The sequence below is a fragment of the Pseudomonas sp. WC2401 genome (assembly GCF_041200115.1).
Classification (GTDB): Bacteria; Pseudomonadota; Gammaproteobacteria; order Pseudomonadales; family Pseudomonadaceae; genus Aquipseudomonas; species Aquipseudomonas fragi.
This window is the reverse complement of the sequence record NZ_CP165623.1, coordinates 2,236,188-2,262,619: the sequence shown is the minus strand read 5'-3', so window position 1 is coordinate 2,262,619 and position 26,432 is coordinate 2,236,188. Positions and strand designations below refer to the sequence as shown.

The window sequence follows — 26,432 nt, the reverse complement described above, 5'->3', positions numbered from 1 at the left end:
TGTTTTAATGCCGTTGTCCAATATTCACATCATCCATGAGGACGCTGGCGTTCTGGTGGTCAACAAGCCCACCCTGCTGCTCTCGGTGCCGGGCCGGGCCGATGACAACAAGGATTGCTTGATTACCCGCCTGCAAGAAAACGGCTACCCCGAGGCGCGTATTGTCCACCGCCTGGATTGGGAAACGTCCGGTATTATCCTGCTGGCGCGAGATGCCGACACTCATCGCGAATTGTCCCGTCAGTTTCACGACCGTGAAACCGAAAAAGCCTACACCGCACTGGCCTGGGGCCAACCCGAGCTGGACAGCGGCAGCATCGACCTGCCCCTGCGCTATGACCCGCCGACCAAACCCCGGCATGTGGTCGACCATGAGTTCGGCAAAAATGCGCTGACCTTCTGGAAAGTGCTGGAGCGTTGCGGCGATTACTGCCGGGTTGAGCTGACGCCGATTACCGGCCGTTCGCACCAGTTGCGCGTGCATATGCTGTCTATCGGCCACCCGTTGCTGGGTGACGGCCTGTATGCCCACCCGCAAGCCCTGGCGGCGTGGCCGCGCTTGTGCCTGCACGCGAGCATGCTCAGCTTCACCCACCCGCAAACCGGCGAACGCCTGCGCTTTGAGTGCCCGGCACCGTTTTGACTACATACCCCCCCTTGTGGGAGCGGGCTTGCTCGCGATACAGGCGACGCGGTTTTGCAGGCACACCGCACTGATGCCATCGCGAGCAAGCCCGCTCCCACAAGAGCTGCATTAGAGGGCCAAATCTTGCGATCAATGCGCTAAACTCGCGGCCTTGCTGTCTGGAGTAACTTATGCGCGAAGAGTTGAACCAAGGCCTGATCGACTTTCTCAAGGCCTCCCCTACCCCCTTTCATGCCACTGCCAGTCTTGTTCAGCGCCTTGAGGCCGCCGGTTACCAGCGCCTCGACGAACGCGAGACCTGGTTCACCGAAGCCAATGGCCGCTATTACGTCACCCGTAATGACTCTTCCATTGTCGCCTTCAAGCTGGGCCGTCACTCGCCCCTGCATGGCGGCATCCGCATGGTCGGTGCGCACACAGACAGCCCCTGCCTGCGGGTCAAGCCCCAGCCCGAGCTACAGCGCCAGGGCTTCTGGCAACTGGGCGTGGAAGTCTACGGCGGCGCCCTGCTGGCCCCGTGGTTCGACCGCGACCTGTCCCTGGCCGGGCGCGTCACCTTCCGCCGCGATGGCCAGGTCGAAAGCCAGCTGATCGATTTCAAGGCGCCGATTGCGACCATCCCCAACCTGGCGATCCACCTCAACCGTGCCGCCAACGAAGGCTGGGCGATCAACCCGCAGACCGAATTGCCACCGATCCTGGCCCAGGTGGCCGGCGATGAGCGCGTCGACTTCCGCGCCCTGCTCACCGACCAGCTGGCCCGCGAACACGGCCTCAATGCTGACGTGGTGCTGGACTACGAGCTGAGCTTCTACGACACCCAAAGCGCTGCGGTGATCGGCCTCAACGGCGATTTCATCGCCGGGGCGCGCCTGGACAACCTGCTGTCGTGCTACGCCGGCCTGCAAGCCCTGCTGACCACCGAGACCGAGGAAACCTGCCTGTTCGTGGCCAACGACCACGAAGAAGTCGGCTCGTGTTCGGCCTGCGGTGCCGATGGCCCGATGCTGGAGCAGATCCTGCAACGCCTGCTGCCTGAGGGCGACGAATACGTACGCACGATCCAGAAATCCCTGCTGGTGTCGGCAGACAACGCCCACGGCGTTCACCCCAACTACGCTGACAAGCACGACACCAACCACGGGCCCAAGCTCAATGCCGGGCCGGTGATCAAGGTCAACAGCAACCAGCGCTACGCCACCAACAGCGAAACCGCCGGGTTCTTCCGCCACCTGTGCATGGCCGTGGAAGTACCGGTGCAAAGCTTCGTAGTGCGCAGTGACATGGGCTGTGGCTCGACCATTGGCCCGATCACCGCCAGCCACCTGGGCGTGCGCACCGTGGATATCGGCCTGCCGACCTTCGCCATGCACTCGATCCGCGAACTGGCCGGTAGCCATGACCTGGCCCATCTGGTCAAGGTGTTGAGCGCGTTCTACGCCAGCCAGCAGTTGCCGTAACACCGTTCCTTCTAGCCGCTGCCGCAGGCTGCGATAAGGGGGCCGCAGGACCTTCGAAAAAGCAGGGTCGCTGCGCAACCCGTCGCAGCCTGCGGCAGCGGCTACAAGGTTCTGCGTCTGGCTGATTCATTTTTGATACACATCACCACACATCTGCGCAAACCGACCTAGACTTGGGGCATTCATTTGTTCAGGTCCCCTTACCATGTTCGAAACCACTGCATTCCACTCCATGATGATCCCCATCATCAGCGGCATGTTGCTGCTGACCATTGGCTTCAACTTTCGCGAACGCAGTAGCGGCATCGGCGTGCTGATGATCTGGGCCGGCATGCTGCTGATTTTCGGCACCATCGTGTTCAAGATCCTCGCCAAGCTCAACGAATAGACCCGACGCTGTTCCGCCCAGGGGCCGCGATCATTTATTTATGTGACAAGAAATGAATGATCACTGGCCCTAGCGTACACTCGGCCAATTCACCCCCCTCGAGGTTGGTCGCCCAGTGTTTTCCCGTCTTTTCGCCTTGCCCTGTTACCTGCTGGTTTGCCTGCTGACACTCTTGCCCATGACTTCGGCGCAGGCCGTCGGCTTGCCGGGCCTGCTCGGCAGTTCGGACAAAACCCAGGCGCAACCCACCGAGCCACTGGGCCAGTCGCTGGACGAGGTGATCAAGAACCTCGAAAACGACCAGCAGCGCAGCAAGCTGCTGGCCGATCTGAAAAAACTCCGCGACGCCACCAAAAAAGCCCAGCCCGAAGCCGAAATCGGCGTGCTGGGCCTGATCGGCAGCACCCTGGCCGACCTCGAAAAGCAGTTTTCCGGGGATGACAGTCCAACCTACCGCTGGACCAAGGAAATATCCCAGGCCAAGGAAGAGCTTTCGGCATTGATGCTGCCTGCCAATGAATGGCTGCCGATCATCTTTGGCTTTGCCCTGGTCATCATGATCTGGAGCCTGCTGGCCGCCCTGCTGATTTGGGTCAGCCATCGGGTGCGCTTGCGTTTTGGCCTGAGCGAGGAATTGCCCCAACACCCCAAGGCCGTCGACATGCTGCGTTTTGCCTTGCGCAAGCTGGGCCCGTGGATGGTCGCGCTGATGATTACGGTGTACATGAGTTATTCCCTGCCGTCTTCACTGGGTAAGGACCTGGCAATGGTGCTGGCGTACGCGCTGGTGATCGGCACCTGTTTCTCGGCCATCTGCGTCATCCTCTTCTCGCTGCTCGATGGCCCCCACCGCCACCGCGCGCTGCATATCCTGCGGCATCAGGCATTTCGCCCGCTGTGGTGGATCGGCAGCTTCGCCGCCTTTGGCGAAGCCCTGAGCGACCCGCGGCTGGTGGCCACCCTCGGCGTGCACCTGGCCCATACCGCAGCCACCTTCGCCAATGTTATGGCCGCACTCTCCACCGGCCTGTTTATCATCCGTTTCCGTCGTCCCATCGCCCACCTGATCCGCAACCAGCCATTGTCCCGGCGCCTGACCCGCCGCGCCCTGAGCGACAGCATCGAGATCCTCGGCACTTACTGGTATATCGCGGCGCTGATTCTGGTGGGCATCTCGCTGGCGGCCACGTTTATCTCGGCCGGCGACACCAGCACTGCCCTGCGCCAGTCGCTGATCTGTACCGTGCTGGTAGTACTGTGCATGGTCATCAACGGGCTGGTACGCCGCCATGCGCAAAAGCCGCAACGTGGCCACAAGCGCCACGCGCTGTATTCCGAGCGCCTGAAAAGTTTCGTCTACACCCTGGCCCACCTGATTGTGTGGCTGGTGTTTATCGAGCTGGGGCTGCGGGTGTGGGGCTTGTCGCTGATCGGTTTTACCGAGGGTGAAGGTCACGAGATCAGCGTCAAGCTGTTCGGCCTGGGTGGCACACTGCTGTTTGCCTGGCTGATCTGGATTCTTGCCGACACTGCCATCCATCATGCCCTGACCCGCTCGCGCAAAGGCCTGGCCAATGCGCGTGCGCAAACCATGATGCCGCTGATTCGCAACATTCTGTTTGCCGCGATCTTTATCATTGCGCTGATCGTTGCCCTGGCCAATATGGGCATGAACGTCACCCCCCTGCTGGCGGGTGCCGGTGTGATCGGTCTGGCCATCGGTTTTGGTGCGCAGTCACTGGTTGCCGACCTGATAACCGGCCTGTTCATCATTATCGAAGACTCCCTGGCCATCGACGACTACGTTGATGTCGGCGGCCACCTGGGCACGGTGGAAGGGCTGACCATTCGCACCGTGCGCCTGCGCGATATCGACGGCATCGTGCATACCATCCCGTTCAGCGAAATCAAAAGCATCAAGAACTACTCCCGGGAATTTGGCTACGCCATCTTCCGCGTCGCGATCCCCTACAACATGGAAATCGACGACGCCATCAAACTGATGCGTGAAGTGGGGCAAAAGATGCGCACTGACCCGCTGCAGCGGCGCAATATCTGGTCGCCTCTGGAGATTCAGGGTGTGGAGAGCTTCGAGTCTGGCAGCGCGATTTTGCGCGCCCGTTTCAAGACCGCGCCGATCAAGCAATGGGAAGTGTCGCGGGCGTTCAACCTGTCGCTCAAGCGCCATCTGGACGAAGCCGGGCTGGACCTGGCCACCCCGCGTTTGAGTGTGCAGGTGGTGACGGCGGGCAGCGGGATATTGCAGAAGGATTGAACGCTGCCACTCACCTGACGGGTGTGGGAGCGGGCTTGCTCGCGATAGCAGGCGCCAGGTTCTTTCAGTTGAACCGTGTCGATGCCATCGCGAGCAAGCCCGCTCCCACAGGGGTGATCTTTCGCCCAATAGCAGGCCGGAATCAGCGCTCCTGCACATCCACCCCGACATGAATCGCATCATGTCGCCAATACTCCAGGTCACAGTCGATCAGCCGCTCGTGCTGGTCGTAATTGACCCGGGCAATGCGCAACCCCGGGCTGCCGGTTGAAACCTTGAGCGTCGCCGCAGCCTCTACCGGCAGCGCTGTAGGCACAATCTCAAAACGCACCCGGCCGTAGTGCAAATCGTAATGCCGGGCATAGAGTTCGGTGATCGACTGCGTCAGATCAAGGTCAAGGATCTGCGGGAAATACTGCGGGTTCAGGTAGTGCTCCACATACAGCACCAGCCGCCCGTCAATCCGCCGGCCCCGGCAGATCTGAATCACACTGGACAACGCCGGCAACTGCAAGCGCTCGCACACCGCCGCCGTGGCCGGCAGCAGGCGCGCCGATATCACCTCGGTGGTAGGCACCCGCCCCTGGGCCGTGACCATGGCATGGAAGTGGCTGCGCTGCATCAGGTTGTACGCCAGGCGCGGCGGTGAAATAAACCAGCCGCGCCGCTCTTCGCGATACACCAGCCCCTGGGATTCGAGCTGCAACAACGCTTCGCGCACGGTAACGCGGGTGGTGGCGAACAATTCGCTGAGTTTGCGCTCGGCCGGCAACTGACTGCCGCCCGCCAGCAGGCCGTGCTCAATCTGCTCTTGCAGCGTGCGACTGATCGCTGTTACCGCCTTGGGTGCACCTTCTCGCATCAACGTTACCTGGCTGGACTAGTCCAGCACCAAATGTGGGCAGGCATGACCGTCAAACAGTCGCTCCTTGAGCCTGCCAGCCTAGGCAGAACATATGACTGTTCGATGACAAGGGCACTGCCACATATCCCCTGAAAACCGCCAGCCCCCTTGCCTGCCGGGGCCTGTGCGATGGTCTACGCTTAGCCGGAACACACACGCTGGCTGGCGAGATGCCTTGCATAACCAATGCCGACATTAAAGTGTCATCTGCCGGGCTTAAATTGGCTCAGGTATTGCTGACCTAGACCAACCCACCGCAAAAGAGCAATAAAACCCAGCGTTGAAAACGCCCAAGGAGCTTCGGATGAAACAGTTTTTCCTTGCATCACTGTTAGGTTCAAGCATTGCCCTGTGCACATCGGCCATGGCCGCCGATGTCGATTTAAAAGCCCTCGAAGCCGCAGCCAGGGCTGAAGGCACCGTCAACAGCGTCGGCATGCCTGATGACTGGGCCAACTGGAAAGGCACTTGGGCCGACCTCAACAAGCTATATGGCCTCAAACACATCGACACCGACATGAGTTCGGCCCAGGAAGTGGCCAAATTTGCCGCGGAAAAAGACAACGCCAGTGCCGACATCGGTGACGTGGGCGCAGCCTTCGGCCCGATCGCCGTGGCCAAGGGCGTGACCCAGCCGTACAAGCCGACCACCTGGGAGCAGATCCCGGACTGGGCCAAGGACAAGGACGGCAACTGGGCGCTGGCCTATACCGGCACCATCGCCTTTATCGTCAACAAAAAGCTGCTGCACGGCTCCGAAGTACCGACCAAGTGGGCTGACCTGAAGTCGGGTAAATACAAGGTCTCGATCGGTGATGTCAGCACCGCGGCACAGGCCACCAATGGCGTGCTGGCGGCTGCCATTGCCAATGGCGGCAGTGAAAAGAACATCCAGCCTGCCCTGCTGATGTTTGCCGACATTGCCAAGCAAGGTCGCCTGTCACTGGCCAACCCGACCATCGCCACGATGGAAAAAGGCGAAGTGGAAGTCGGCGTGGTCTGGGATTTCAACGGTCTGAGCTACAAGGCCAAAATGGCCAACCCCGATGACTATGTCGTGCTGATCCCGTCCGACGGTTCGGTGATCTCGGGCTACACCACCATCATCAACAAATACGCCAAACACCCCAACGCCGCCAAGCTGACCCGCGAGTTCATCTTCAGCGATGCCGGGCAAACCAACCTGGCGCGGGGCAATGCCCGGCCGATTCGTGCCGAACACCTGAAGCTGCCAGCTGATGTGCAGGCCAAGCTGCTGTCCAACGACCAGTACAAGAATGTAACCCCGATCAAGGATGCAGACGCCTGGGAAAAAACCTCCAAGGCCTTGCCGCAGCTGTGGCAGGAAGAAGTCATCATCAATATGCAGTAACCCTGCGCCTTGATCTGTGTGGGAGCGGGCTTGCTCGCGATGCCATCGACTCGATCCAGCTGATGTGCCGAGTTGTACCCATCGCGGGCAAGCCCGCTCCCACAACAGCTTTTGCGCTGTGCCAGCGGAGTCTTACATGAAACACAACGTCATTCTGGTAGTCCTCGACGGCTTGAACTACGAGGTCGCCCGCCAGGCAATGGGTCATCTGCAAGCCTATGTCAGTGCAGACCGCGCCGCGCTGTACAAACTCACCTGCGAGTTGCCTGCCCTGTCGCGCCCGCTCTACGAATGCATCCTGACCGGCGTGCCGCCGATTGAAAGCGGCATCGTGCACAACAATGTGGCGCGCCTGTCCAACCAGCGCAGCGTGTTCCATTACGCCCGCGATGCTGGCCTGAGCACGGCAGCCGCCGCTTATCACTGGGTCAGCGAACTGTATAACCGCTCGCCCTTCGTGATTGCCCGGGACCGCCACACCGTTGCCGCCGATCTGCCGATTCAGCACGGGCACTTCTACTGGAGCGATCACTACCCCGACTCCCACCTGTTCGCCGACGCCGAAAGCCTGCGGTTGACGCACAAGCCGGATTTTCTGCTGGTCCACCCCATGAATATCGACGACGCCGGGCACAAGCACGGCCTCGACACCCCGCAATACCGCAACAGCGCGCGCTCGGCCGATATTATCCTGGCCGACTACCTGCAAGGCTGGCTGCAGGCCGGCTACCAGGTTCTAGTCACCGCCGACCACGGCATGAACAACGACCGCTCCCACAACGGCCTGCTGCCCGAAGAACGTGAAGTGCCCCTGTTTGTGCTGGGCGATGCATTCAGCCTCAACCCGGATGTCATGCCAAAACAGCTCGAGCTGTGCGGCACCATCTGCGAGTTGCTCGGTGTGGCTCACGACAAACCGCTGTGCCGCGAGCTGCTGAGGCCCGCACCATGACCCGGGGCAAATGGCTTGCAGTTCTCTGCCTGGTGCCCTTCGCGGTATTTTTTATCGTGTTTCAAATCGCTCCGCTGGTGTGGGTGCTGATCCACAGCGTGCAATCAGAAGAAAGCGGCTGGGGCCTGGCCAACTTTATCAAGATCTTCAATTCCAAATTCTATTTGCAGGCCATCCAGCACAGCCTGGAGATCAGCTTCTGGTCCAGCCTGTTCGGCATCGTCATTGCGATCCTGGGCAGTTATTCGCTGCGCAAGGTGGATTCGCGGCTGCGCAATTTCGTCAATGCGTTCGCCAACATGACCAGCAACTTCTCCGGCGTGCCGCTGGCCTTTGCCTTCATCATCCTGCTGGGCTTTAACGGCAGTATCACGATCATGCTCAAACAGGCGGGGATCATCGAGGATTTCAACCTCTACTCCAAAACCGGCCTGATCATCCTCTACACCTATTTCCAGATCCCCCTCGGCGTGCTGCTGCTTTATCCGGCCTTCGACGCCCTGCGTGAAGACTGGCGTGAATCGGCCTCCCTGCTGGGCGCCAACAGCTGGCAATTCTGGCGCTTTATCGGTCTGCCGGTACTGACCCCGGCCCTGCTCGGCACCTTCGTCATCCTGCTGGCCAACGCCCTGGGCGCCTATGCCACGGTGTATGCCTTGACCACCGGAAACTTCAACGTGCTGCCCATCCGGATTGCCGCGATGGTGTCAGGGGATATCAGCCTGGACCCGAACATGGCCAGTGCCCTGGCGGTGATTCTGGTGGGGCTGATGACCCTGGTGACCCTGGTGCATCAGTGGCTGTTAAAGAGGAGCTACCATGTCGCGCGCTGAAACCCCTTCGACCAGTTTTTACCACCGCAGCGTGGTCTGGCTGCTGTTCCTGATTCTGTTGCTGCCACTGCTGGGCACGTTTATCTACTCCATCTCCAGCAGCTGGTCGGCCACGGTGCTGCCCAGCGGGTTTACCTTCAAGTGGTATGACCAGCTGTGGAGCGACCCGCGCTTCCTCAAGGCTTTCGGCCAGTCGCTGCTGGTCTGCGTTGCGGCACTGGTGCTGTCAGTGGTGCTGATCCTGCCGTTGTTGTTTGTGGTGCATTACCACTTCCCCAAACTTGATGCGCTGATGAACATCCTGATCCTGCTGCCTTTCGCCGTGCCGCCAGTGGTGTCGTCGGTGGGGCTGCTGCAACTCTACGGCTCCGGCCCGCTGCAAATGGTCGGAACGCCGTGGATCCTGATCGGCTGCTATTTCACCGTGGCGCTGCCCTTTATGTACCGGGCGATCACCAACAACCTGCAAGCGATCAACCTGCGCGACCTGATGGACGCTGCCCAGCTGCTGGGCGCCAGCACCTGGCAGGCGGCGTTTCTGGTGGTGCTGCCCAATTTGCGCAAAGGCTTGATGGTCGCCCTGCTGCTGTCGTTCTCGTTCCTGTTTGGCGAGTTTGTGTTCGCCAATATCCTGGTGGGCACCCGCTACGAAACCCTGCAGGTGTTCCTCAACAACATGCGCAACAGCAGCGGTCACTTCACCAGCGCGCTGGTCATTTCCTACTTTCTTTTTGTGCTGGTGCTGACCTGGGTTGCCACCTTCCTGAACAAGGACAAAAGCCAATGAGCTTCGTCAGCGTTGAACACCTGCAAAAATCCTATTCCGGCACCCCGGTTTTCAGCGATATCAATTGCAGCATCGCCAAGGGCGAATTCGTCACCCTGCTCGGCCCGTCCGGTTGCGGCAAGTCCACGCTGCTGCGCTGCATCGCCGGGCTGACGCCGGTAGATGGCGGCAAGATCCTCCTCGACGGCCAGGACATCGTGCCCCTGAGCCCGCAAAAGCGCGGCATCGGCATGGTGTTCCAGAGCTATGCGCTGTTCCCCAACATGACCGTCGAACAGAACGTGGCCTTCGGCCTGCGCATGCAAAAGGTCAGTGCCAACGACAGCCACAAGCGCGTGGCCGAGGCGCTGCAACTGGTGGAGTTGAATGACTTCGCCAAGCGCTACCCGCATCAGCTGTCGGGTGGCCAATGCCAGCGCGTGGCCCTGGCCCGTTCACTGGTGACACGCCCGCGCCTGTTGCTGCTGGACGAACCGCTGTCGGCGCTCGATGCACGGATCCGCAAACACCTGCGTGAACAGATCCGCACCATCCAGCGCGAGCTGGGCCTGACCACGATTTTCGTGACCCACGATCAGGAAGAAGCACTGGTGATGAGCGACCGTATCTTCCTGATGAACAAGGGCCATATTGTCCAGAGCGGCAATGCCCAGACACTCTATGCAGCCCCGGCGGATGCCTTTGCCGCAGGCTTTATCGGCAACTACAATCTGCTCGACGCCGACACCGCCAGCCGCCTGTTGCAGCGCCCGGTCAGCAGCCGCATCGCCATTCGCCCGGAAACCCTGGGCCTGAGCGTGCAGGGTGAACCTGACGGGGTGATTCTGAACCACAGCCTGCTGGGCAACGTGATCCGCTATCGCGTCGAGGTGCGTGGCGTGCAATTGATTGTCGACGTACTCAACCGCGCACCCGGCGACTTGTACCCGGACGGTCAGCGCGTGGCGCTGTCCATCGATCCGAGCACCCTTTGTGAGGTAGCCTGATGTTTCTGAATTCAATAAAGGGAGATTCGCGCTGATGGCCTTGGCAATTTTTGATCTGGACGAAACCCTGATTCATGGCGACTGCGCCACCCTCTGGAGCGAGCAGATGGGCCGCCTGGGCTGGGTCGACCCGAAGTCGTTCATGCAGCGCAACAATGAACTGATGGCGGCTTACAGCCGGGGCGAGCTGGCGATGGAAGACTACATGGCCTTCAGCCTGGAGCCCTTGATTGGCCGCACCCCTGAAGAAGTCGCCCACCTGGTCGAGCCGTGGGTTGAAGACTATATCGAACCGATCATCTTCAGTGACGCAACCAGAACCATTGCTGCACACCGCAAGGCCGGCGACCGGATCCTGGTGATTTCGGCATCGGGCACCCACCTGGTCAAACCCATTGCCGAGCGCTTGGGCATTGATGAGGTGCTGGGCATCGAGCTGGAAGTGGCCCACGGTTTTTACACCGGCAAGACCGTGGGGACATTGACCTACCGCGAAGGCAAGATCATCCGTTTGCTGGAATGGCTCGATGAGCAGGAAGAGAACCTTGAAGGCGCGAGTTTTTACTCCGATTCACGCAACGATCTGCCGCTGCTGCTCAAGGTCGATCACCCCCATGTGGTGAACCCCGACCCGGTGCTGCGCGAACAGGCTGAAAAGGCCGGGTGGCCGATTCATCACTGGAAATGACCCCCTGAAACTGTGGGAGCGGGCTTGCTCGCGATGGCATCACCGCGATTGGCTGCCAGACCCTATCGCCTGTATCGCAGGCAAGCCAGCTCCCACAGGAGGGGTCAGGTCAAGCTGCTGTCTATCACCAGCACCAGCTTGCCCGACACCTGATTGCTGGCCAGTTCGGCAAACGCCGCCTGCGCCTCTGCAATCGGGAAGGTCTTGGCCAACTGCGGGCTCAAGCGGCCCTCAGTAAACATCGGCCACACCTGCTGCCCCAGGTCACTGAGCAAATCCGCCTTGAACTGGTCGCTGCGGCTGCGCAGGGTCGAACCCAGCAACTGGATACGCTTGCCCAGCACCAATGCCAGATCCAGCTCGGCCTTGCGACCGCCCATCAGACCGATCAACACCCAGCGCCCGTCCTGGGCCAGCAACTTAAGGTTGGATTCGGCGTAGTTGGCCCCCACAGGGTCCAGCACCACATCGAATGGCCCCAACGCCTTGAGGCTGTCCAGCCCTTCGCTGCGGATCACGCCACCTTGTGCGCCCAGCGCCTGGCAATAGGCCAGACGCTCAGCCGACCCCACGCTCACCCAGCACGGGCTGCCAAAGGCCTTGCACAGCTGAATGGCCGCTGAACCAACTCCACTGGCGCCAGCATGCAACAACACCTTCTCACCCGGCTGCAGCGCCGCCAGCTGAAACAGATTCAGCCACGCCGTGCTGTACACCTCGGGCAGGGCTGCGGCCTCAACCAGCGACAAACCTTCAGGCACCGGCAGCGCGTGACGGGCATCCACCACCACCTCTTCTGCCATGCCGCCACCCGCCAACAGCGCGCACACCCTGTCGCCAACCTGCCACGACGAACCCGGGCCCACTTCACTGACCACCCCGGAACACTCCAGGCCCAATACCTGACTGGCTCCCGGCGGTGGCGGATACAAGCCGGCGCTTTGCAACAGGTCTGCCCGATTGAGCCCGGCAGCGGCCACACGAATACGGATTTGCCCTACATCGCAGGTAGGACTTGGCTCTTCAACCCATGACACTTGACCTTCAACGCCTTGCAATGCTTTCACAGTGCCTCCATAGTGAGTCTGGACTGAGCCCGGAGCTGTTGCACCGGGCTTTTTGCATTATGCGACCGGTCCTTGATGGAACCGGCGACTTCAAAGACGGCCTAATATGCGTTATCAATTGCCCCCGCGTCGAATCAGCATGAAGCATTTATTCCCTAGCACCGCACTTGCCCTATTCATTGGCCTAGGCGTTTTGCCGTTTTCGGCCAATACGTTCGCCGCTAACAGTTGGGATAACCTTCAGCCCGATCGTGATGAGGTGATTGCCAGTCTTAACGTCGTTGAGCTGCTCAAGCGCCATCATTACAGCAAGCCGCCACTGGACGACGCCCGCTCGGCGATCATCTATGACAGCTACCTCAAGCTGCTCGATCCTTCGCGCAGTTACTTCCTGGCCAGCGACATTGCCGAATTCGACAAATGGAAATTCCAGTTTGACGACTTCCTCAAGAGCGGTGATCTGAACCCCGGCTTCATCATCTACAAGCGCTACCTGGACCGGGTCAAATCGCGTCTGGACTTTGCCCTTGCCGAGTTGAACAAGGGCGTTGCCTCGCTGGACTTCAATGCCAAGGAAACCCTGGAGATCGACCGCAAGGACGCTCCGTGGCTCAAGACTGAAGCCGAACTCAATGACCTGTGGCGCAAACGCATCAAGGACGAAGTCCTGCGCCTGAAAATCGCTGGCAAAGAGCCTGCGAAGATTCAGGAACTGCTGACCAAGCGCTACAAGAATCAATTGTCGCGCCTTGACCAGACCCGCAGCGAAGACATCTTCCAGGCCTATATCAACACCTTCGCCATGTCTTACGATCCGCATACCAACTATCTGTCGCCAGATAACGCGGAAAACTTCGACATCAACATGAGCCTTTCCCTTGAGGGCATTGGCGCCGTGCTGCAGAGCGACAACGACCAGGTGAAAATTGTCCGCCTGGTGCCGGCAGGCCCGGCCGACAAGACCAAGCAGGTGGCACCGGCCGACAAGATCATTGGCGTGGCCCAGGGCGACAAGGAAATGGTCGATGTGATCGGCTGGCGCCTGGACGAAGTGGTCAAGCTGATTCGTGGTCCCAAAGGCTCCGTGGTGCGCCTGGAAGTGATTCCGGCGAGCAACGCGCCCAACGACCAGACCAGCAAGATCGTGTCCATCACCCGCGAAGCGGTGAAGCTGGAAGAGCAGGCGGCGAAAAAGTCGATCCTCAACCTCAAGCAGGATGGCAAGAACTACAAGCTGGGCGTCATTGAAATCCCGGCGTTTTACCTGAATTTCAAGGCATTCCGTGCGGGCGACCCGAACTACAAGAGCACCACCCGCGACGTCAAGAAACTGCTCACCGAGTTGCAGAAAGAAAAAGTCGATGGCGTGATTATCGACCTGCGCAACAACGGTGGCGGCTCGTTGCAGGAAGCCACCGAGCTGACCAGCCTGTTTATCGATAAAGGCCCGACGGTGCTGGTGCGTAACGCCGACGGCAAGGTCGACGTGCTGGAAGACGAAAACCCGGGGGCGTTCTACAAAGGCCCGATGGCATTGCTGGTCAACCGCCTGTCGGCTTCGGCCTCGGAGATTTTTGCCGGCGCCATGCAGGACTACCACCGTGCGCTGATTGTCGGCGGCCAGACGTTCGGCAAAGGGACGGTGCAAACCATCCAGCCACTGAACCACGGCGAGCTGAAACTGACCCTGGCCAAGTTCTACCGGGTTTCCGGCCAGAGCACCCAGCATCAGGGCGTGCTGCCTGACGTCGCCTTCCCGTCGATTATCGACACCAAGGAAATCGGCGAAAGCGCACTGCCAGAAGCCATGCCGTGGGACACCATCCGCCCGGCGATCAAGCCCGCTGTCGACCCGTTCAAGCCTTATATCGACAAGCTCAAGGCCGAGCACGAAGCACGGGTGGCCAAGGATGCCGAGTTCATCTTTATCCGCGACAAGCTGGCCCTGGCCGAGAAGCTGATGGCCGAGAAGACTGTCAGCCTCAACGAAGCCGAGCGCCGTGCCCAGCATGCCGATATCGATGCCAAGCAGTTGGTGATGGAAAACGCCCGTCGCCAGGCCAAGGGCGAAGCGCCGCTCAAGGAAATGAAGAAAGAAGATGAAGATGCGCTGCCGGTGGAACCTGAAAAGACCAAGCCGGAAGACGACGCCTACCTGAGTGAAACCGGGCGGGTGTTGCTGGACTACCTCAAGCTCAGCTCCCAGGTCGCCAAGAAGTAATTCAACGGCGATAAAAAAGGGCGGGCCGCGTAATGCGGCCCGCCCTTTTTATTGCTTAGCGATACAGCCTGGCCAGTTCAGGATCGGCCAGCAATCCCGGGCCACCTTGTTGGTACAGGGTCGCTAGCTTGTGTGCTGCCAGGGGGTGCCCGGCTTTTGCCGCCAACGTCCACCAGCGGGCCGCCTCAGAGGCATCCGGCGGTTTGCTGGGCGTACCCGCCAGGCTGAAAACACCCACCTGGTATGCCGCTTTGCCATCGCCGCTCAGCGCCGCCAGGCGCAACAAACGCACGCCCTCCTCCCTGGCACCCAACCCTTGGCCGCGAAAGGCCAGGATATGCCCATAGAAGCTTTGCGCGCGGGTATCGCCCAGGTTGGCCGCGCGCGCAAACTGCCCTTCCATCCAGTGCCAGAGACGCGGCTGACGAATACACCAGGGCCAGTGAAACAGCTTGCGCGCCAGCGCATAGCCCAGGCGCGCCTTGAACCGCCAGAACACTCAGGCTTCCTCATGCTCATAGGCGTGCTCAAAGACCCGCACCACCTCAGAAGCATGCCACGATGCAGCGGCAATACCATCCGGCGGGCCGGGGAAACGTCCGAGCCGTTCCACGCATTCAAAAAAACCGGTGCGCGGCAAGCGGCTCGCGCCCTGGCTGATCACCAGAGAACTGCGCAAGGGTTGATCGGCCTTGGCATCCATCGCCGCCAGATGTTCAAGAGCTGCGGTCAGGGTCAACATTGCCGGGCTCGGCAGTTGCAAACGCTCCAGCAATGCCCGGTATGTCAACAAGTGACGCTGTCGACGCGCCTGATCCAGCTCAGCCAACAACCCATCCCAGTGTTGACGACTGATGCGTACGCTCATGATGCTTCCCTCCAGCCTGCGATACCCAACTCCCAGGCCAAGCTGCGACGGATGGCGAGGTCGGGCAGACGCTCGCCGGTTTCGATCATTCCCAGATATGACGGACTAATACCTACCGTGCGTGCCAGCGCCTCAAGGGCCAGGCCCTTGTGCTCGCGCAGGCGGCGCAACTGATCGAGTCCGGGGTGCTCCTGCTCGGCTGCAGGGGGCTGCAGATCCTTGTCAGGTTCGGCAAGTGGCTCCTGGAATCCGGCAGCCTTGAGCAGTGCCTGATAACTCTCCCACGAAAGAACGGCGTATTCAGGCTCACCATTACGCTTGATGATTTGAAGATCCATCACTAAACCCCGTCAGACTTTTTCATAAATCGAGTCAGAACTTTCCCTTTGAGCTTAATCCTATCAGCCGCCAAGGTCTCTGGGATTTCAAACAAAAGTGAATATTTTGTGAAAACAGCCGAAAACGCCGTCATTTCCTGGAAATGTTATCCACACAAATTGTGGATAACCTTGTGAACAGAGCTGCTTTTCGCCCCTGAAAGGCCCGCCCCATAAGGGCTGCGCTCAGATCGGGCATTTTTTACACACATAAAAAAACCCATAAATTCATTGACTTGGCAGTCAGCAACTACTAGCCAAGGGAACTTATGGGCCTTTGAAGTTCTGTAGGGCAATGCCTACAAATACAGAATGCAGGCTACAAAAACGACAACGCCCCGTCGAGACGGGGCGTTATGCGTACAAAAGGCTGCTTACTGAGCAGCGTCTTGCTCTGGTTTTGCAGGGTCCTTGATACCCAGCAGCTCCAGGTCAAATACCAGCACCGAATTGGCCGGGATTGCCGGGCTCGGGCTTTGCGCGCCGTAAGCCAGTTCGCTAGGGATGTACAGCTTGTACTTCTCGCCAACGTGCATCAGTTGCAGGCCTTCAACCCAACCCGGGATCACGCCGCTCACCGGCAGATCAATCGGGCTGCCGCGCTCAACCGAGCTGTCGAACACCTTGCCATCGATCAGCTTGCCTTCGTAGTGAACAGTCACTACATCGGTAGCTTTTGGCTGAGGGCCATCGGCTTTCTTGATGACTTCGTATTGCAAGCCAGAAGCGGTAGTGACAACACCGGCCTTCTTGCCATTTTCTTCGAGGAATTTTTTGCCTGCAGCAGAGGCTTCTTCGCTCATTTTGGTCAGGCGTTCTTCAGCACGTTTCTGCAGGGCTGCGAACGCTTCGATCAGCTCGTCGTCCTTGAGCTTTTGCTCTTTCTTGCCAACGGCATCTTCGATGCCCTGGGCTACGGCCTTGGAGTCCAGATCGTCCATGCCTTCTTGAGCCAGGCTCTTGCCCATGTTCAGGCCAATGCCGTACGAGGCTTTTTGCGCCGGAGTTTTCAGCTCTACGCTGGTCTGCGAATCACAACCCGCCAGTACCAGGCTTACCAGGGCCACAGCTGCCGCCAACCGATGCTGTTTCATGCTATTTCCTTGTTCATGCGCCAAATGGGCAATCGAATAAAGCCGCGAGCTTATCAGGCGGCCGCGACCAATGGCTACCGGGATAAGATAGGCAATTAGTGGATAAGTTCATGCATTAATAACAATTCATTTTAGCCGCAACTTTTGTTAACACATCTGTAAACCCGGCACGGCACAACCCTGCTCACTTGATGCCTGACTCCAGCTAAGGCATAAGGCTGTACATATTTTTACAAGGAGCGTTACTGTGCGTCTGTTTTACCGTGTTCTGCTGGGGCTGCTGGTGGCAGTGGCCCTGGGCCTTGGCCTGGTGGTCTATTTCGTTGCCAATCCAAAACTGCCCGCCTACCAGCCCCCGCAGCAACTGCACTATCTGGATCAGTGGAGCCCTGCTGAACGCCAGACCTACTACTACACCCCCCAGGGCACCCAGGTTAAAGGCCTGCATTACGACTGGTTCGCCGCCCTGGAACTGCCGTTTTCCAAACAGCCCTTCGCGGCCCCCGAGTACCTGGCGCGCTTTGGCTTTCTGGTGGACCCCAAGCAGCAGGCCAGTGCTGCCAACCCGGGCAACTTGCCCGTCGGCTTCACCCGCCACCAGAACCCCGGCAGCAATGTGGAGTATCTGGATATCACCTGCGCAGCCTGCCATACCGGCGAATTGCGCTTCAAAGGCCAGGCGGTACGCGTTGACGGTGCCCCGGCACAACATGTACTGCCATCGAGTGTACCGACCCTGCGCGGCGGCAGCTTCGGCCAGGCGCTGGTCGCCAGCCTCGCTGCTACGTATTACAACCCGTGGAAATTCGAGCGCTTCGCCCGCACCGTACTGGGCGATCAATATGATGCGCAGCATCAGCAACTGCGCAAAGATTTCAAGGCCTCCCTGGACACCTTCCTGGGCGTGGCCTGGAACGACACCCATCGTGGCCTTTATCCAACCCTGGAAGGCCCGGGCCGTACCGATGCCTTCGGCCGGATCGCCAACGCCAGCTTCGGCGATGCGATTTCCCCCGACAACTATCGCGTGGCCAATGCCCCGGTGGACTACCCGCACCTGTGGGACATGTGGACCTTCGACTGGGTACAGTGGAACGGCTCGGCCAAGCAACCCATGGCGCGCAATATCGGCGAAGCCCTGGGCGTGGGCGCCACCCTGAACTTTTTCGACCCCCACGGCCAGCCCCTGCAGGGCGATGCCCGCTACCCCTCCAGTGTGCGTGTCACCGACCTGCACCTGATTGAAGAGACGCTGCAAAAGCTCAAGCCCCCGGTCTGGCCTGAAGAACTGTTCGGCAAGATTGACCGGCCACTGGCGGCCAAGGGTCGCGCGCTGTTCAGCGAAAACTGCGCCGGCTGCCATGTGCCACCTGAAGTGGAAGAAAACGGGCGAATGGTCAAGCAGCTCAAATTGCTGCCCGTCGATGTGATCGGTACCGACCCCAATACCGCCAGCAATATTGCCGACAACCGCTACGACCTCAGTGCGCTGCAATGGGACGCCGCCGAACTGGCCAAGATGAACGTCGACCTGTACCCCCGCACCGACGCCCCTCTGGACATGAGCAAGCTGTCGGTGGCCAAGGGCCTGGCCTATGTCACCGCCTTTGTTGAAAAGCGTGCTTATCACGATGCCAATATCGGCCCCGAAGAGCAGGCGCGGCTCAACGGTTTTGGCTTGCCGATCGGCGTACTTGAAGTGCGTGCCTACAAGGCGCGGCCGCTGGACGGGATCTGGGCCACGGCGCCCTTCCTGCACAACGGCTCGGTGCCTACGGTGTATCAATTGCTTTCGCCCCAGGCCGAGCGCGACCAGACCTTCTATCGCGGCAGCTTCGAATACGACCCGCGTCATCTGGGCTATCGCACCGAAGCTTTCGACGGCGGTTTTGTGCTCGACACCCGCATCAGCGGCAACCACAACAGCGGTCACGAGTTCCGCGCCGGCCCTCGCGGCAACGGCGTCATCGGGCGCCTGCTGCAACCTGAAGAACGCTGGGCGTTACTGGAGTACCTCAAAGTGCTCGGCGGGCCTCTTGAACAAACGTTGCCCACCCCATGAAACGCCTCCGCTATCCAAAAGAATTCGTTAAAAGGATGTTTGCATGCTGACCACTTTCTGGCTTCGACTCGGCAAATGGCTGGGCAAGCTGCTCTTGCTGCTGATTGCCCTGGGCTTGCTCGGCTGGGCGCTGGCCACCGGCTGGTATGCCTGGCAACATCGCGGACCGGTTTCGGCTCGCGAACAGATCCCGGACGGGGAAGCCGCCATGACCCGGGACACGATTCAGACCGCGATCAAAATCGTCGACCAGCACCGCGAAAATACCCGCTACCTGCGTGACGCCCATGCCAAGGCCCACGGCTGCGTCAAGGCCGAAGTCGAGGTGCTCGCCGACCTCGACCCGGCCTTGCGCCAGGGGGTGTTCGCCACGCCGGGTAAAACCTGGCAAGCGGTGATGCGCCTGTCCAATGGCAACGCCTACCCGCAGTTCGACAGCATCCGCGACGCCCGCGGCATGGCTATCAAGTTGCAGGACGTGCCCGGCACGCAATTGATGCCGAGCCAGCAGGGTCGTACCGAACAGGACTTTGTGATGTTCAACCATCCCAATTTCTTTGTCAGTGATGTAGCTGAATATCGTCAGAACATCGGCGCGCAAGCCGATGGCAAAAAGGTCCTGGCGTTTTTCCCGTCCTGGGACCCGCGCAGCTGGCAAGTTCGCCATTTGTTTATCGCCCTGGCCACCCTGGCGCCCGCCCCGGCCAGCCCGACGCAAACCACCTATTTTTCGGTATCGCCCTACAAGTTCGGCACGGCCAATGCCAAATACCGCGTAGCACCGGACCCGGACAGTTGCCCAGCCTACAACTTGCCCCAGCAAAACGAGGCACTGCCCAACTTTTTGCGTAACGCCTTGAACCAGCAACTGTCAACGGATCGGGTGCCGGCCTGCTTTGTGCTGCAGATCCAGCGCCAGGATGCCAACCGCTTTATGCCGATCGAGGACACCAGCATCGAGTGGCAGGAATCGGACGCGCCCTTCGAAACCGTCGCGCGGGTCAAGGTACCCGCCCAGGATTTCGATACCCCGGCCCAGAACCTGGCCTGCGACAACCTGTCGTTCAGCCCCTGGCATGGCATTGAAGAGCACCGGCCGATTGGCGGGATCAACCGCCTGCGCAAGGCGGTGTATGACGCGGTCAGCGAGTACCGTCACGCGCGCAACGCCGAACAGCAATAACCTGGTTACTCGACAGCGGGTGCAAAAGGCACCCAGCTGTCATCGACCCGGCCCCTGTGTGTCCACACGGGGTCTGTGTTCACCACCCGCAGCACAAACGCAGCCGCGACATTGCGAACGTATTGCATTGCGCTCAACTGGTCGCGGCTCAACTGGCGCTGCAACGGGCTGGTGAACTCATCAGGGTGGGCCACCTGTGCCATTAACCCGGTTTCTGCGTCATCCGAAAACCGGCGCAAACACAGCAACGCCCCCTCCGGCGCGGAAAAATAGGCACGCACGCCCGGGGTTGCTTGCATCAACAAGAAATCGACCCACAGGTTGTCCGGGGACATAAAGTCGTTCAGCACCCTGGCTTGCGCCTCAGGCACAACAGCCCGCAGCACGTCGGCCGAGTGAAACACCGCGACAATCCGGTACCCTTCGGGCAACTGCGGCAACCCGTTGCTGCCTCTGGGGAAAACCTCCGGGCGATCAAAGGCACGATAGACCGTAGCCTTTGGCCGTGTACAAATAAATGACGATGTTTGCAGATGCTGGAGGATAAAACCGGCTTGCTGCACATGGCGGCGCTTGCCCATCTGTTCATGGGCGTACTGCGCAGCGGCATCGGCGCTGGCCAGCACCGGGCCATGGATCGGTGCTACATCGGCCTCCCAGAGGATCTGCGCCTGCCATTCTCGCCAGCCTGCCGCAATCCTGCCGCGACGGCGCCAGAACGAACCGCCCTGCACCACCCTCAACTCCCCGGCTACATACACCATCGACAGCAGATGGCTGGGCAGGAAAATACTCGGGGGATGCGCCTGCTCAAGATGATCCGGGGTGTCGGGATGAACCAGCATCAACAAGGGTTCCAGCGCCTGCTCCTGGGGCGAGCCGCTGGCCACATAGCAAATCAGGCTGTGGTCGATATTGGACAGGTAAAAGCGCGAGTAATTGTGACGGAAGGCAATGGCGGTGCGCAGGTCCATAAGCGAGAAGAAATTGTCCTGCAAGTCGCTCTCAGGATTGCCCGCCAGGATTATGCGCTGGAATGCGGCGTGGGAATGATACAGGCCTTCGATCGCAAAGCCGGCTGGGGCCAGCATGTCGCCGTTTGACGATCGCGTCAGTACATCGGAGGGGTTGAACAGGCTGGCGCCGCCCGAAACAGGGAGTGTTGCGTAGTAGTGATTGGCCTTGCTCAGGATAAACCCGCCGTACTCTTTATCCCGGCGATTGCCGATCAGGTCATGGGCAAATACGGCAGCATCATCGGCGCTGATAAATCTGGGGCTGAGTGCCGGGCTCGCCTTGAGCAATGCCGGGGCTTCGGGGCCGTTGCCTTGGGTCGGGTGATTCATGTCAGGGCTCCGTGAAATCAATGGAGCCCTTAGCTTCAAACAACCGCGCGGCTGGCGGGCACTATATAGATATCGATAAAAAGCCCAGCCTGGCCCGCCCACTGAAATAACGGTGGGAGCAGGCTTGCTCGCGATGCAAACGGCGCGGTCTCTGATTCAGATCGCGTCGCGGCCATCGCGGGCAAGCCCGCTCCCACAGGGGTGTGCTGCCCGGGTATCAGTGAACCGGCAACTCCACGCCTTCAAACAGCTCTTCGAGTTCTTGCTTGTTGTGGCAGGCAATCGCCTTGGCCATCACTTCGCGGGTGAGGTGCGGGGCGAACTTCTCGATAAAGTCGCACATAAAGCCGCGCAGGAAGGTGCCACGACGAAAGCCGATCTTGGTGATGCTGGATTCGAACAACTCGCTGGCATCCAGTACCACCAGATCTTTATCCAGATTGGTGTCGACAGCCATTTTGGCCACGATGCCAACACCCAGCCCCAGGCGCACATAGGTTTTGATCACGTCGGCGTCGGCAGCGGTAAACACCACTTTTGGCGTCAGGCCGCGATGGCTGAAGGCTTCGTCGAGCTTGGAGCGACCGGTAAAGCCGAACACGTAGGTCACGATCGGGTATTCGGCCAGCGCTTCGAGGGTCAGCTTCGGCAATTTGGTCAGCGGGTGGCCCTGGGGCACCACCACGCAGCGATTCCAGCGGTAGCACGGCATCATCACCAGGTCGCCGAACAGCTCCAGGGCTTCGGTGGCAATGGCAAAATCGACGGTGCCATCGGCGGCCATCTCGGCGATCTGCATGGGCGAGCCCTGATGCATGTGCAGGGCCACGTCCGGGTACTGCTTGATAAAGTTGCTGATGACCGGTGGCAGGGCGTAACGCGCCTGGGTGTGAGTGGTGGCAATCGACAGCGTGCCCTTTTTCTCGTTGGAGAATTCCTGGGCGATCTGCTTGATGCTTTCGACCTTGCGCAGGATCTCGCCGGCAGTGGTGATAATGCGCTCGCCCGCCGGAGTGACGCGGGTCAGGTGCTTGCCGCTGCGGGCAAAGACCTCGACGCCCAATTCGTCTTCAAGCAGGCGGATCTGTTTGCTGATACCCGGCTGTGAGGTGTACAGGCTCTGCGCGGTGGCCGAAACGTTGAGGTCGTGGTGCGCCACTTCCCAGATGTAGCGCAATTGTTGAAGCTTCATATGCATCCCTCAAAGCTGATAGGCGCCTAGGTATCGGCGGCGGTATATAACTATATGGAAGGTTGGAATAATAAATCTAGAACTTTTTATCGTTTTTTTTGATTCATCAGCCTTGCACATCAGCGCTGCGCCGACGCTGTAACAGCGGTACCAAATACACCGGGATCTGAGCCAGTTCGATAACCCGGGCGGCCGTGCGCCCCAAATGCGATTCGCCCCCCGCGGGCTGGGCATGGCTGCCCAGGATCAACAGGTCAACCGAAAGCTTTTGCGACTGCTCCAGAATGACTTGCGAAGGCTCCCCCTGAATCACCTTGACCGAGCGAATCAGGGCCAGCTCCTGCTCCCACCCTGCCAGCTCTTCGCGCAGGCTCTCAAATACGCGCAACTCGATATTGGACAGCATGGTGCTCATGCCCTGCTGGTGTAGCTCGCTCAACGCCTGCTCATCGAGGTAACTCTGCAGGACCGACTCGGCAAACAACCCCATGGGCTCGACCACATGCACCACAAACAGGTCTGCGCTGAAGCTGCGGGCCATTCCCAGCGCGTGCTGCATCACAACGGGCGCGTAAATGCCCAGGTCAGTGGCGTACAGGATTGAGCGGATCATGCGACCTTCCCGACAGCTTCGATGGACGAGGTAAATTGAGCTTAGCAGCGCCGCAACAAGTACGAGGCTCCGCTCGGCAACTTGCCCGCAGGGCTTATTCGCAGGTTAAATCCCGAGCTTCATTGCTGATGCCGTGAGGCACATGCCCGGTCGCCACAACCTGGCGCGCCCGCTCGCAATGCCCGGCCTGGTCATCAAAAAACACATCGGCAGCAAAGGCTTCCAGGAATGCCGATTTGTCCAGCCCGCCAAGAAACAGCGACTCGTCCAGACGAATATCCCAGTCGCGCAATGTGCGGATCACCCGTTCATGTGCCGGCGCCGAACGCGCAGTCACCAGCGCGGTACGAATCGGGCAAGCGTTATCAGGAAATTCACGCTGCAGCAGATTCAACGCCTCCAGAAACCCCTTGAACGGTCCGCCGCGCAGCGGATTACGCGCAGATTCGCGCTCAAGAGACTGAAACGCCTCCAGGCCACCTGACTGGAAGACCCGCTCCGACTCATCGGAAAACAGGACCGCATCGCCGTCAAAGGCAATGCGCAGTTCATTGCTTTCGGCACGCAGCGAGCCGCCCGAGAGAATAGTCGCTGCGGCAAAACCTGCATCCAGGGCACTGCGTACATCTTCGGCATGGGTCGACAAGAACAGATCACAACCAAAAGCATTGAGGTAGGGGTGAGGGTTGCGCCCGCCCGAGAACGCGGCCCGGGAAATACCCAGGCCGTAATGCTGGATTGAATTGAACACTCGCAGCCCGGTGTCGGCGCTATTGCGCGAGACCAGCACCACCTCGACCCGCTCGCGGCCAAGGCTGGCATTGAAACTCAGGAGTTTTTTCACCAGCGCGAAGGCATCCCCCGGCGCCAGCACTTCATCTTCATGTTCAATCTGGTATTGCCGGTATGCCTCGATCCCCTGGGTCAGGTACACCTGATGGCTGTCGCTCAAATCGAACAGGGCCCGAGAAGAAATGGCCAGCACCAGCTTGCCCTTTAAGCCTTTGCTCATATCGCCTCCACGGCACTCAAGCGGGTTCAAACGTTGCTTCACGGTAGCTCGTCAGGCTCAAGCATCAAGGCCAGGCGAATATGGTGGGCCAGTTCGCCTTCACTCAGGCGCGATTTCAACTCACCGTAAAAGGCCCCGTCGCGTACGACAAACAGGGTGGGCAGATGGAAAATTTCGTAACGTTCGACCAGGCCACCGTTGTTGCCGGCATCAATCCAGCACAACCGCTCAACGGGCAACTGCATGTCTGGCACCATGCGCCGGGCCACCCGGCACGCCGAGCAGCCAGCGCTGGTGAAGATCACCAGCGAGGTGCCGGGCAGCGCCAGCAGTTGCTGGTCGGCATCAAAATCGGTCAGTTCCATTGCAGTCACTATACTCATAAGACAATACTAATTTTATGGAACTTGGAGTCTGTATTCATGGGTCGTTTTTTACCTCACCCAGATGATGTTCCCGTCGAGATTACGCTACGCAACCAACCTTCACTGCCGCGCCGCAAGCTGCACTCTATCAGCCTCGGCGGCGTGGCATGCAACAGCGACAGAAGCTGGCGCTGCGGCACCGCCGTTGACATGTCCATGCCTACCCTGGGGCAAAACGCACGTTATCCGGGCTATATAGCCTGGTGCGAAAAGCATCCGGCGGGCTACCGCATCGGCGTGGCCCTGATCGACGAACAAACCCTGTTTGGCGCACGCATGGGTGAACAGGTTTGCCAGATCGAACACTTTTCCCGCCTGCAGCAGCAACAAAACCAATATCCGCTGGACCTGCAAGCCCTGGCCCTGGAATGGGTCACTCATCACGCCGTGGAGTTCTCCCAAGCCACAATGGAGCACGCAATGGTGCAGGCGGTGCTGGATTAAAGCTGCGCCTGCCCATTGTCGAATAACCGGTTAACGCGTTAAGGTTCGGCTCCCCGATGCGCTCAATCAAGCTGTGCTCCGCCGCACGGGGATCGCTGGCGGCCGGCACCCGTGACCTGACGAGTAACACGATGGCTGATTTACCGATCGACGACCTAAACGTTGCCTCCAACGAAACCCTGATCACCCCTGAACAGCTCAAGCGCGAAATGCCTTTGCGTGAAACGGCTCTGCAGACCGTGACCAAAGGGCGCGAGGTGATTCGCAATATCCTGGATGGCACTGACCATCGACTGTTCGTTGTCATCGGGCCTTGCTCGATCCACGATATCAAGGCGGCCCACGAATATGCCGAGCGCCTCAAAGTGCTCGCCGCAGAGGTCAGCGATACGCTGTATCTGGTCATGCGCGTGTATTTTGAAAAGCCACGCACCACCGTGGGCTGGAAAGGCCTGATCAACGATCCGTACCTGGACGACTCGTTCAAGATCGAAGACGGCCTGCATATCGGCCGCAAGCTGCTGCTGGACCTGGCCGAAATGGGCCTGCCAACGGCTACCGAAGCTCTTGATCCGATTTCCCCGCAGTACCTGCAGGACCTGATCAGCTGGTCGGCCATTGGTGCGCGCACCACCGAATCGCAGACCCACCGCGAGATGGCCTCGGGCCTGTCTTCGTCGGTAGGTTTCAAAAACGGCACCGATGGCGGCCTGACCGTGGCGATCAACGCCCTGCAGTCGGTTTCCAGCCCCCATCGTTTCCTGGGCATCAACCAGGAAGGCGGCGTGTCGATCGTCACCACCAAGGGCAATGCCTACGGCCATGTGGTACTGCGCGGCGGCAACGGCAAGCCCAACTATGATTCGGTCAGCGTCGCCCTGTGCGAACAGGCCCTGAACAAGGCTAAAATCCGCCCGAACATCATGGTCGACTGCAGCCACGCCAACTCCAACAAGGACCCGGCCCTGCAACCGCTGGTCATGGAGAACGTGGCCAACCAGATCGTCGAAGGCAACCAGTCGATTATCGGCCTGATGGTCGAAAGCCACTTGAACTGGGGCTGCCAGGCCATTCCGAAAAACCTCGAAGACCTGCAGTACGGCGTTTCGATTACCGATGCGTGCATCGACTGGGCCGCTACCGAGAGCACGTTGCGCAGCATGCGCGCCAAGCTCAAGGATGTACTGCCCAAGCGCGAGCGCGGCTGATACGCAATGTGGGAGCGGGCTTGCCCGCG

The 26,432-nt window shown here is 59.8% G+C and carries 26 protein-coding genes; 15 read left to right on the top strand and 11 right to left on the bottom strand.

What is annotated here, in order from left to right:
- The first annotated feature begins 7 nt into the window (after positions 1 to 7).
- From AB3G35_RS10395 to AB3G35_RS10380, 4 genes are all read left to right on the top strand, one after another.
- A complete protein-coding gene (locus tag AB3G35_RS10395; protein WP_016780153.1) occupies positions 8 to 643 on the top strand; it encodes an RluA family pseudouridine synthase in 636 nt (211 codons plus the stop codon).
- A 173-nt stretch (positions 644 to 816) separates the two neighbouring features.
- Positions 817 to 2,106, top strand: coding sequence for a M18 family aminopeptidase (locus tag AB3G35_RS10390; RefSeq protein WP_369782623.1), 1,290 nt, complete (start codon positions 817 to 819; stop codon positions 2,104 to 2,106).
- Between the two features lie 205 nt (positions 2,107 to 2,311).
- Positions 2,312 to 2,494 carry a hypothetical protein gene (locus tag AB3G35_RS10385; protein WP_016780151.1) on the top strand — a complete coding sequence of 61 codons (183 nt, stop codon included), beginning with the start codon at positions 2,312 to 2,314 and terminating at the stop codon, positions 2,492 to 2,494.
- A gap of 115 nt (positions 2,495 to 2,609) precedes the next feature.
- A complete protein-coding gene (locus AB3G35_RS10380) occupies positions 2,610 to 4,769 on the top strand; it encodes a mechanosensitive ion channel domain-containing protein (protein WP_016780150.1) in 2,160 nt (719 codons plus the stop codon).
- Positions 4,770 to 4,911: 142 nt separating this feature from the next.
- Here AB3G35_RS10380 and AB3G35_RS10375 read toward each other — a convergent pair whose 3' ends face one another.
- Positions 4,912 to 5,631: a UTRA domain-containing protein gene (locus tag AB3G35_RS10375; RefSeq protein WP_086796161.1), complete on the bottom strand. Its 720-nt coding sequence runs from the start codon at positions 5,629 to 5,631 to the stop codon at positions 4,912 to 4,914.
- A gap of 346 nt (positions 5,632 to 5,977) precedes the next feature.
- Between AB3G35_RS10375 and AB3G35_RS10370 the strand changes: the two genes are divergently transcribed.
- The 6 genes from AB3G35_RS10370 (at position 5,978) to AB3G35_RS10345 (ending at position 11,291) form a co-directional block, all read left to right on the top strand.
- A complete protein-coding gene (locus AB3G35_RS10370) occupies positions 5,978 to 7,045 on the top strand; it encodes an ABC transporter substrate-binding protein (protein WP_106117117.1) in 1,068 nt (355 codons plus the stop codon).
- Between the two features lie 136 nt (positions 7,046 to 7,181).
- A complete protein-coding gene (locus tag AB3G35_RS10365) occupies positions 7,182 to 7,997 on the top strand; it encodes an alkaline phosphatase family protein (protein WP_016780147.1) in 816 nt (271 codons plus the stop codon).
- Positions 7,994 to 8,830 carry an ABC transporter permease subunit gene (locus AB3G35_RS10360; RefSeq protein WP_016780146.1) on the top strand — a complete coding sequence of 279 codons (837 nt, stop codon included), beginning with the start codon at positions 7,994 to 7,996 and terminating at the stop codon, positions 8,828 to 8,830. Before AB3G35_RS10365 ends, AB3G35_RS10360 begins: the two co-directional genes overlap by 4 nt.
- A complete protein-coding gene (locus tag AB3G35_RS10355) occupies positions 8,817 to 9,617 on the top strand; it encodes an ABC transporter permease (RefSeq protein ID WP_369782621.1) in 801 nt (266 codons plus the stop codon). Before AB3G35_RS10360 ends, AB3G35_RS10355 begins: the two co-directional genes overlap by 14 nt.
- The gene (locus tag AB3G35_RS10350) at positions 9,614 to 10,603 is read left to right on the top strand and encodes an ABC transporter ATP-binding protein (RefSeq protein WP_016780144.1); all 990 of its coding nucleotides are present in this window, start codon (positions 9,614 to 9,616) and stop codon (positions 10,601 to 10,603) included. The genes AB3G35_RS10355 and AB3G35_RS10350 overlap by 4 nt, the downstream gene beginning before the upstream one ends.
- A 34-nt stretch (positions 10,604 to 10,637) precedes the next feature.
- Positions 10,638 to 11,291: an HAD family phosphatase gene (locus tag AB3G35_RS10345; RefSeq protein ID WP_016780143.1), complete on the top strand. Its 654-nt coding sequence runs from the start codon at positions 10,638 to 10,640 to the stop codon at positions 11,289 to 11,291.
- Positions 11,292 to 11,395: 104 nt separating this feature from the next.
- Here AB3G35_RS10345 and AB3G35_RS10340 read toward each other — a convergent pair whose 3' ends face one another.
- Complete coding sequence (locus tag AB3G35_RS10340; RefSeq protein WP_106117119.1) at positions 11,396 to 12,358, bottom strand: NAD(P)H-quinone oxidoreductase; 963 nt, start codon at positions 12,356 to 12,358, stop codon at positions 11,396 to 11,398.
- 139 nt (positions 12,359 to 12,497) lie between these two features.
- On the opposite strand from AB3G35_RS10340, the gene AB3G35_RS10335 reads away from it, so the two are divergent.
- Entirely contained in the window at positions 12,498 to 14,579 is a 2,082-nt protein-coding gene (locus AB3G35_RS10335; protein ID WP_369782619.1) for a carboxy terminal-processing peptidase, read from the top strand.
- Between the two features lie 55 nt (positions 14,580 to 14,634).
- On the opposite strand, the gene AB3G35_RS10330 is transcribed toward AB3G35_RS10335, so the two are convergent.
- From AB3G35_RS10330 to AB3G35_RS10315, 4 genes are all read right to left on the bottom strand, one after another.
- Positions 14,635 to 15,078, bottom strand: a complete 444-nt coding sequence (locus AB3G35_RS10330) for a tetratricopeptide repeat protein (protein WP_016780140.1) — start codon at positions 15,076 to 15,078, stop codon at positions 14,635 to 14,637.
- Entirely contained in the window at positions 15,079 to 15,447 is a 369-nt protein-coding gene (locus AB3G35_RS10325) for a hypothetical protein (RefSeq protein WP_016780139.1), read from the bottom strand.
- Complete coding sequence (locus AB3G35_RS10320; protein WP_016780138.1) at positions 15,444 to 15,785, bottom strand: helix-turn-helix transcriptional regulator; 342 nt, start codon at positions 15,783 to 15,785, stop codon at positions 15,444 to 15,446. Before AB3G35_RS10320 ends, AB3G35_RS10325 begins: the two co-directional genes overlap by 4 nt.
- Positions 15,786 to 16,198: 413 nt before the next feature.
- Positions 16,199 to 16,918 carry an FKBP-type peptidyl-prolyl cis-trans isomerase gene (locus tag AB3G35_RS10315; RefSeq protein ID WP_016780136.1) on the bottom strand — a complete coding sequence of 240 codons (720 nt, stop codon included), beginning with the start codon at positions 16,916 to 16,918 and terminating at the stop codon, positions 16,199 to 16,201.
- A gap of 247 nt (positions 16,919 to 17,165) precedes the next feature.
- Here AB3G35_RS10315 and AB3G35_RS10310 point away from each other — a divergent pair, with 247 nt between their 5' ends.
- Both AB3G35_RS10310 and AB3G35_RS10305 read left to right on the top strand, forming a co-directional pair.
- The gene (locus AB3G35_RS10310) at positions 17,166 to 18,980 is read left to right on the top strand and encodes a di-heme-cytochrome C peroxidase (protein ID WP_095040140.1); all 1,815 of its coding nucleotides are present in this window, start codon (positions 17,166 to 17,168) and stop codon (positions 18,978 to 18,980) included.
- Positions 18,981 to 19,023: 43 nt separating this feature from the next.
- Positions 19,024 to 20,163 carry a catalase family protein gene (locus AB3G35_RS10305; RefSeq protein WP_083369840.1) on the top strand — a complete coding sequence of 380 codons (1,140 nt, stop codon included), beginning with the start codon at positions 19,024 to 19,026 and terminating at the stop codon, positions 20,161 to 20,163.
- Between the two features lie 5 nt (positions 20,164 to 20,168).
- Here AB3G35_RS10305 and AB3G35_RS10300 read toward each other — a convergent pair whose 3' ends face one another.
- The 5 genes from AB3G35_RS10300 to AB3G35_RS10280 all read right to left on the bottom strand — a co-directional run bounded on the left by AB3G35_RS10300 (position 20,169) and on the right by AB3G35_RS10280 (position 24,691).
- Entirely contained in the window at positions 20,169 to 21,509 is a 1,341-nt protein-coding gene (locus AB3G35_RS10300) for a hypothetical protein (RefSeq protein WP_369782617.1), read from the bottom strand.
- Positions 21,510 to 21,726: 217 nt separating this feature from the next.
- The gene (gene cysB / locus AB3G35_RS10295; protein WP_016780131.1) at positions 21,727 to 22,701 is read right to left on the bottom strand and encodes an HTH-type transcriptional regulator CysB; all 975 of its coding nucleotides are present in this window, start codon (positions 22,699 to 22,701) and stop codon (positions 21,727 to 21,729) included.
- Between the two features lie 106 nt (positions 22,702 to 22,807).
- Positions 22,808 to 23,314, bottom strand: coding sequence for a universal stress protein (locus tag AB3G35_RS10290; protein ID WP_016780130.1), 507 nt, complete (start codon positions 23,312 to 23,314; stop codon positions 22,808 to 22,810).
- A 94-nt stretch (positions 23,315 to 23,408) separates the two neighbouring features.
- Positions 23,409 to 24,326: a 5'-nucleotidase gene (locus AB3G35_RS10285; protein ID WP_016780129.1), complete on the bottom strand. Its 918-nt coding sequence runs from the start codon at positions 24,324 to 24,326 to the stop codon at positions 23,409 to 23,411.
- Between the two features lie 38 nt (positions 24,327 to 24,364).
- Positions 24,365 to 24,691: a co-chaperone YbbN gene (locus AB3G35_RS10280; RefSeq protein ID WP_016780128.1), complete on the bottom strand. Its 327-nt coding sequence runs from the start codon at positions 24,689 to 24,691 to the stop codon at positions 24,365 to 24,367.
- A 57-nt stretch (positions 24,692 to 24,748) separates the two neighbouring features.
- On the opposite strand from AB3G35_RS10280, the gene AB3G35_RS10275 reads away from it, so the two are divergent.
- Together AB3G35_RS10275 and AB3G35_RS10270 are read left to right on the top strand one after the other, a co-directional pair.
- Positions 24,749 to 25,195 carry a PilZ domain-containing protein gene (locus AB3G35_RS10275; protein ID WP_106117123.1) on the top strand — a complete coding sequence of 149 codons (447 nt, stop codon included), beginning with the start codon at positions 24,749 to 24,751 and terminating at the stop codon, positions 25,193 to 25,195.
- A gap of 131 nt (positions 25,196 to 25,326) precedes the next feature.
- Complete coding sequence (locus AB3G35_RS10270) at positions 25,327 to 26,403, top strand: 3-deoxy-7-phosphoheptulonate synthase (RefSeq protein WP_029611320.1); 1,077 nt, start codon at positions 25,327 to 25,329, stop codon at positions 26,401 to 26,403.
- The last annotated feature ends 29 nt before the right edge of the window (positions 26,404 to 26,432 follow it).

Excerpts from the sequence above, each read along its gene's own strand:
- AB3G35_RS10360 (WP_016780146.1), top strand. The coding sequence starts at position 7,994 with ATGACCCGGGGCAAATGGCTTGCAGTTCTCTGCCTGGTGCCCTTCGCG.
- AB3G35_RS10350 (WP_016780144.1), top strand. The coding sequence starts at position 9,614 with ATGAGCTTCGTCAGCGTTGAACACCTGCAAAAATCCTATTCCGGCACC.
- cysB (WP_016780131.1), bottom strand. The coding sequence starts at position 22,701 with ATGAAGCTTCAACAATTGCGCTACATCTGGGAAGTGGCGCACCACGAC.
- AB3G35_RS10325 (WP_016780139.1), bottom strand. The coding sequence starts at position 15,447 with ATGAGCGTACGCATCAGTCGTCAACACTGGGATGGGTTGTTGGCTGAG.
- AB3G35_RS10270 (WP_029611320.1), top strand. The coding sequence starts at position 25,327 with ATGGCTGATTTACCGATCGACGACCTAAACGTTGCCTCCAACGAAACC.
- AB3G35_RS10315 (WP_016780136.1), bottom strand. The coding sequence starts at position 16,918 with ATGAAACAGCATCGGTTGGCGGCAGCTGTGGCCCTGGTAAGCCTGGTA.
- AB3G35_RS10335 (WP_369782619.1), top strand. The coding sequence starts at position 12,498 with ATGAAGCATTTATTCCCTAGCACCGCACTTGCCCTATTCATTGGCCTA.
- AB3G35_RS10280 (WP_016780128.1), bottom strand. The coding sequence starts at position 24,691 with ATGGAACTGACCGATTTTGATGCCGACCAGCAACTGCTGGCGCTGCCC.
- AB3G35_RS10390 (WP_369782623.1), top strand. The coding sequence starts at position 817 with ATGCGCGAAGAGTTGAACCAAGGCCTGATCGACTTTCTCAAGGCCTCC.
- AB3G35_RS10355 (WP_369782621.1), top strand. The coding sequence starts at position 8,817 with ATGTCGCGCGCTGAAACCCCTTCGACCAGTTTTTACCACCGCAGCGTG.
- AB3G35_RS10370 (WP_106117117.1), top strand. The coding sequence starts at position 5,978 with ATGAAACAGTTTTTCCTTGCATCACTGTTAGGTTCAAGCATTGCCCTG.
- AB3G35_RS10395 (WP_016780153.1), top strand. The coding sequence starts at position 8 with ATGCCGTTGTCCAATATTCACATCATCCATGAGGACGCTGGCGTTCTG.
- AB3G35_RS10305 (WP_083369840.1), top strand. The coding sequence starts at position 19,024 with ATGCTGACCACTTTCTGGCTTCGACTCGGCAAATGGCTGGGCAAGCTG.
- AB3G35_RS10275 (WP_106117123.1), top strand. The coding sequence starts at position 24,749 with ATGGGTCGTTTTTTACCTCACCCAGATGATGTTCCCGTCGAGATTACG.
- AB3G35_RS10365 (WP_016780147.1), top strand. The coding sequence starts at position 7,182 with ATGAAACACAACGTCATTCTGGTAGTCCTCGACGGCTTGAACTACGAG.
- AB3G35_RS10345 (WP_016780143.1), top strand. The coding sequence starts at position 10,638 with ATGGCCTTGGCAATTTTTGATCTGGACGAAACCCTGATTCATGGCGAC.
- AB3G35_RS10385 (WP_016780151.1), top strand. The coding sequence starts at position 2,312 with ATGTTCGAAACCACTGCATTCCACTCCATGATGATCCCCATCATCAGC.
- AB3G35_RS10320 (WP_016780138.1), bottom strand. The coding sequence starts at position 15,785 with ATGGATCTTCAAATCATCAAGCGTAATGGTGAGCCTGAATACGCCGTT.
- AB3G35_RS10290 (WP_016780130.1), bottom strand. The coding sequence starts at position 23,314 with ATGATCCGCTCAATCCTGTACGCCACTGACCTGGGCATTTACGCGCCC.
- AB3G35_RS10375 (WP_086796161.1), bottom strand. The coding sequence starts at position 5,631 with ATGCGAGAAGGTGCACCCAAGGCGGTAACAGCGATCAGTCGCACGCTG.
- AB3G35_RS10285 (WP_016780129.1), bottom strand. The coding sequence starts at position 24,326 with ATGAGCAAAGGCTTAAAGGGCAAGCTGGTGCTGGCCATTTCTTCTCGG.
- AB3G35_RS10300 (WP_369782617.1), bottom strand. The coding sequence starts at position 21,509 with ATGAATCACCCGACCCAAGGCAACGGCCCCGAAGCCCCGGCATTGCTC.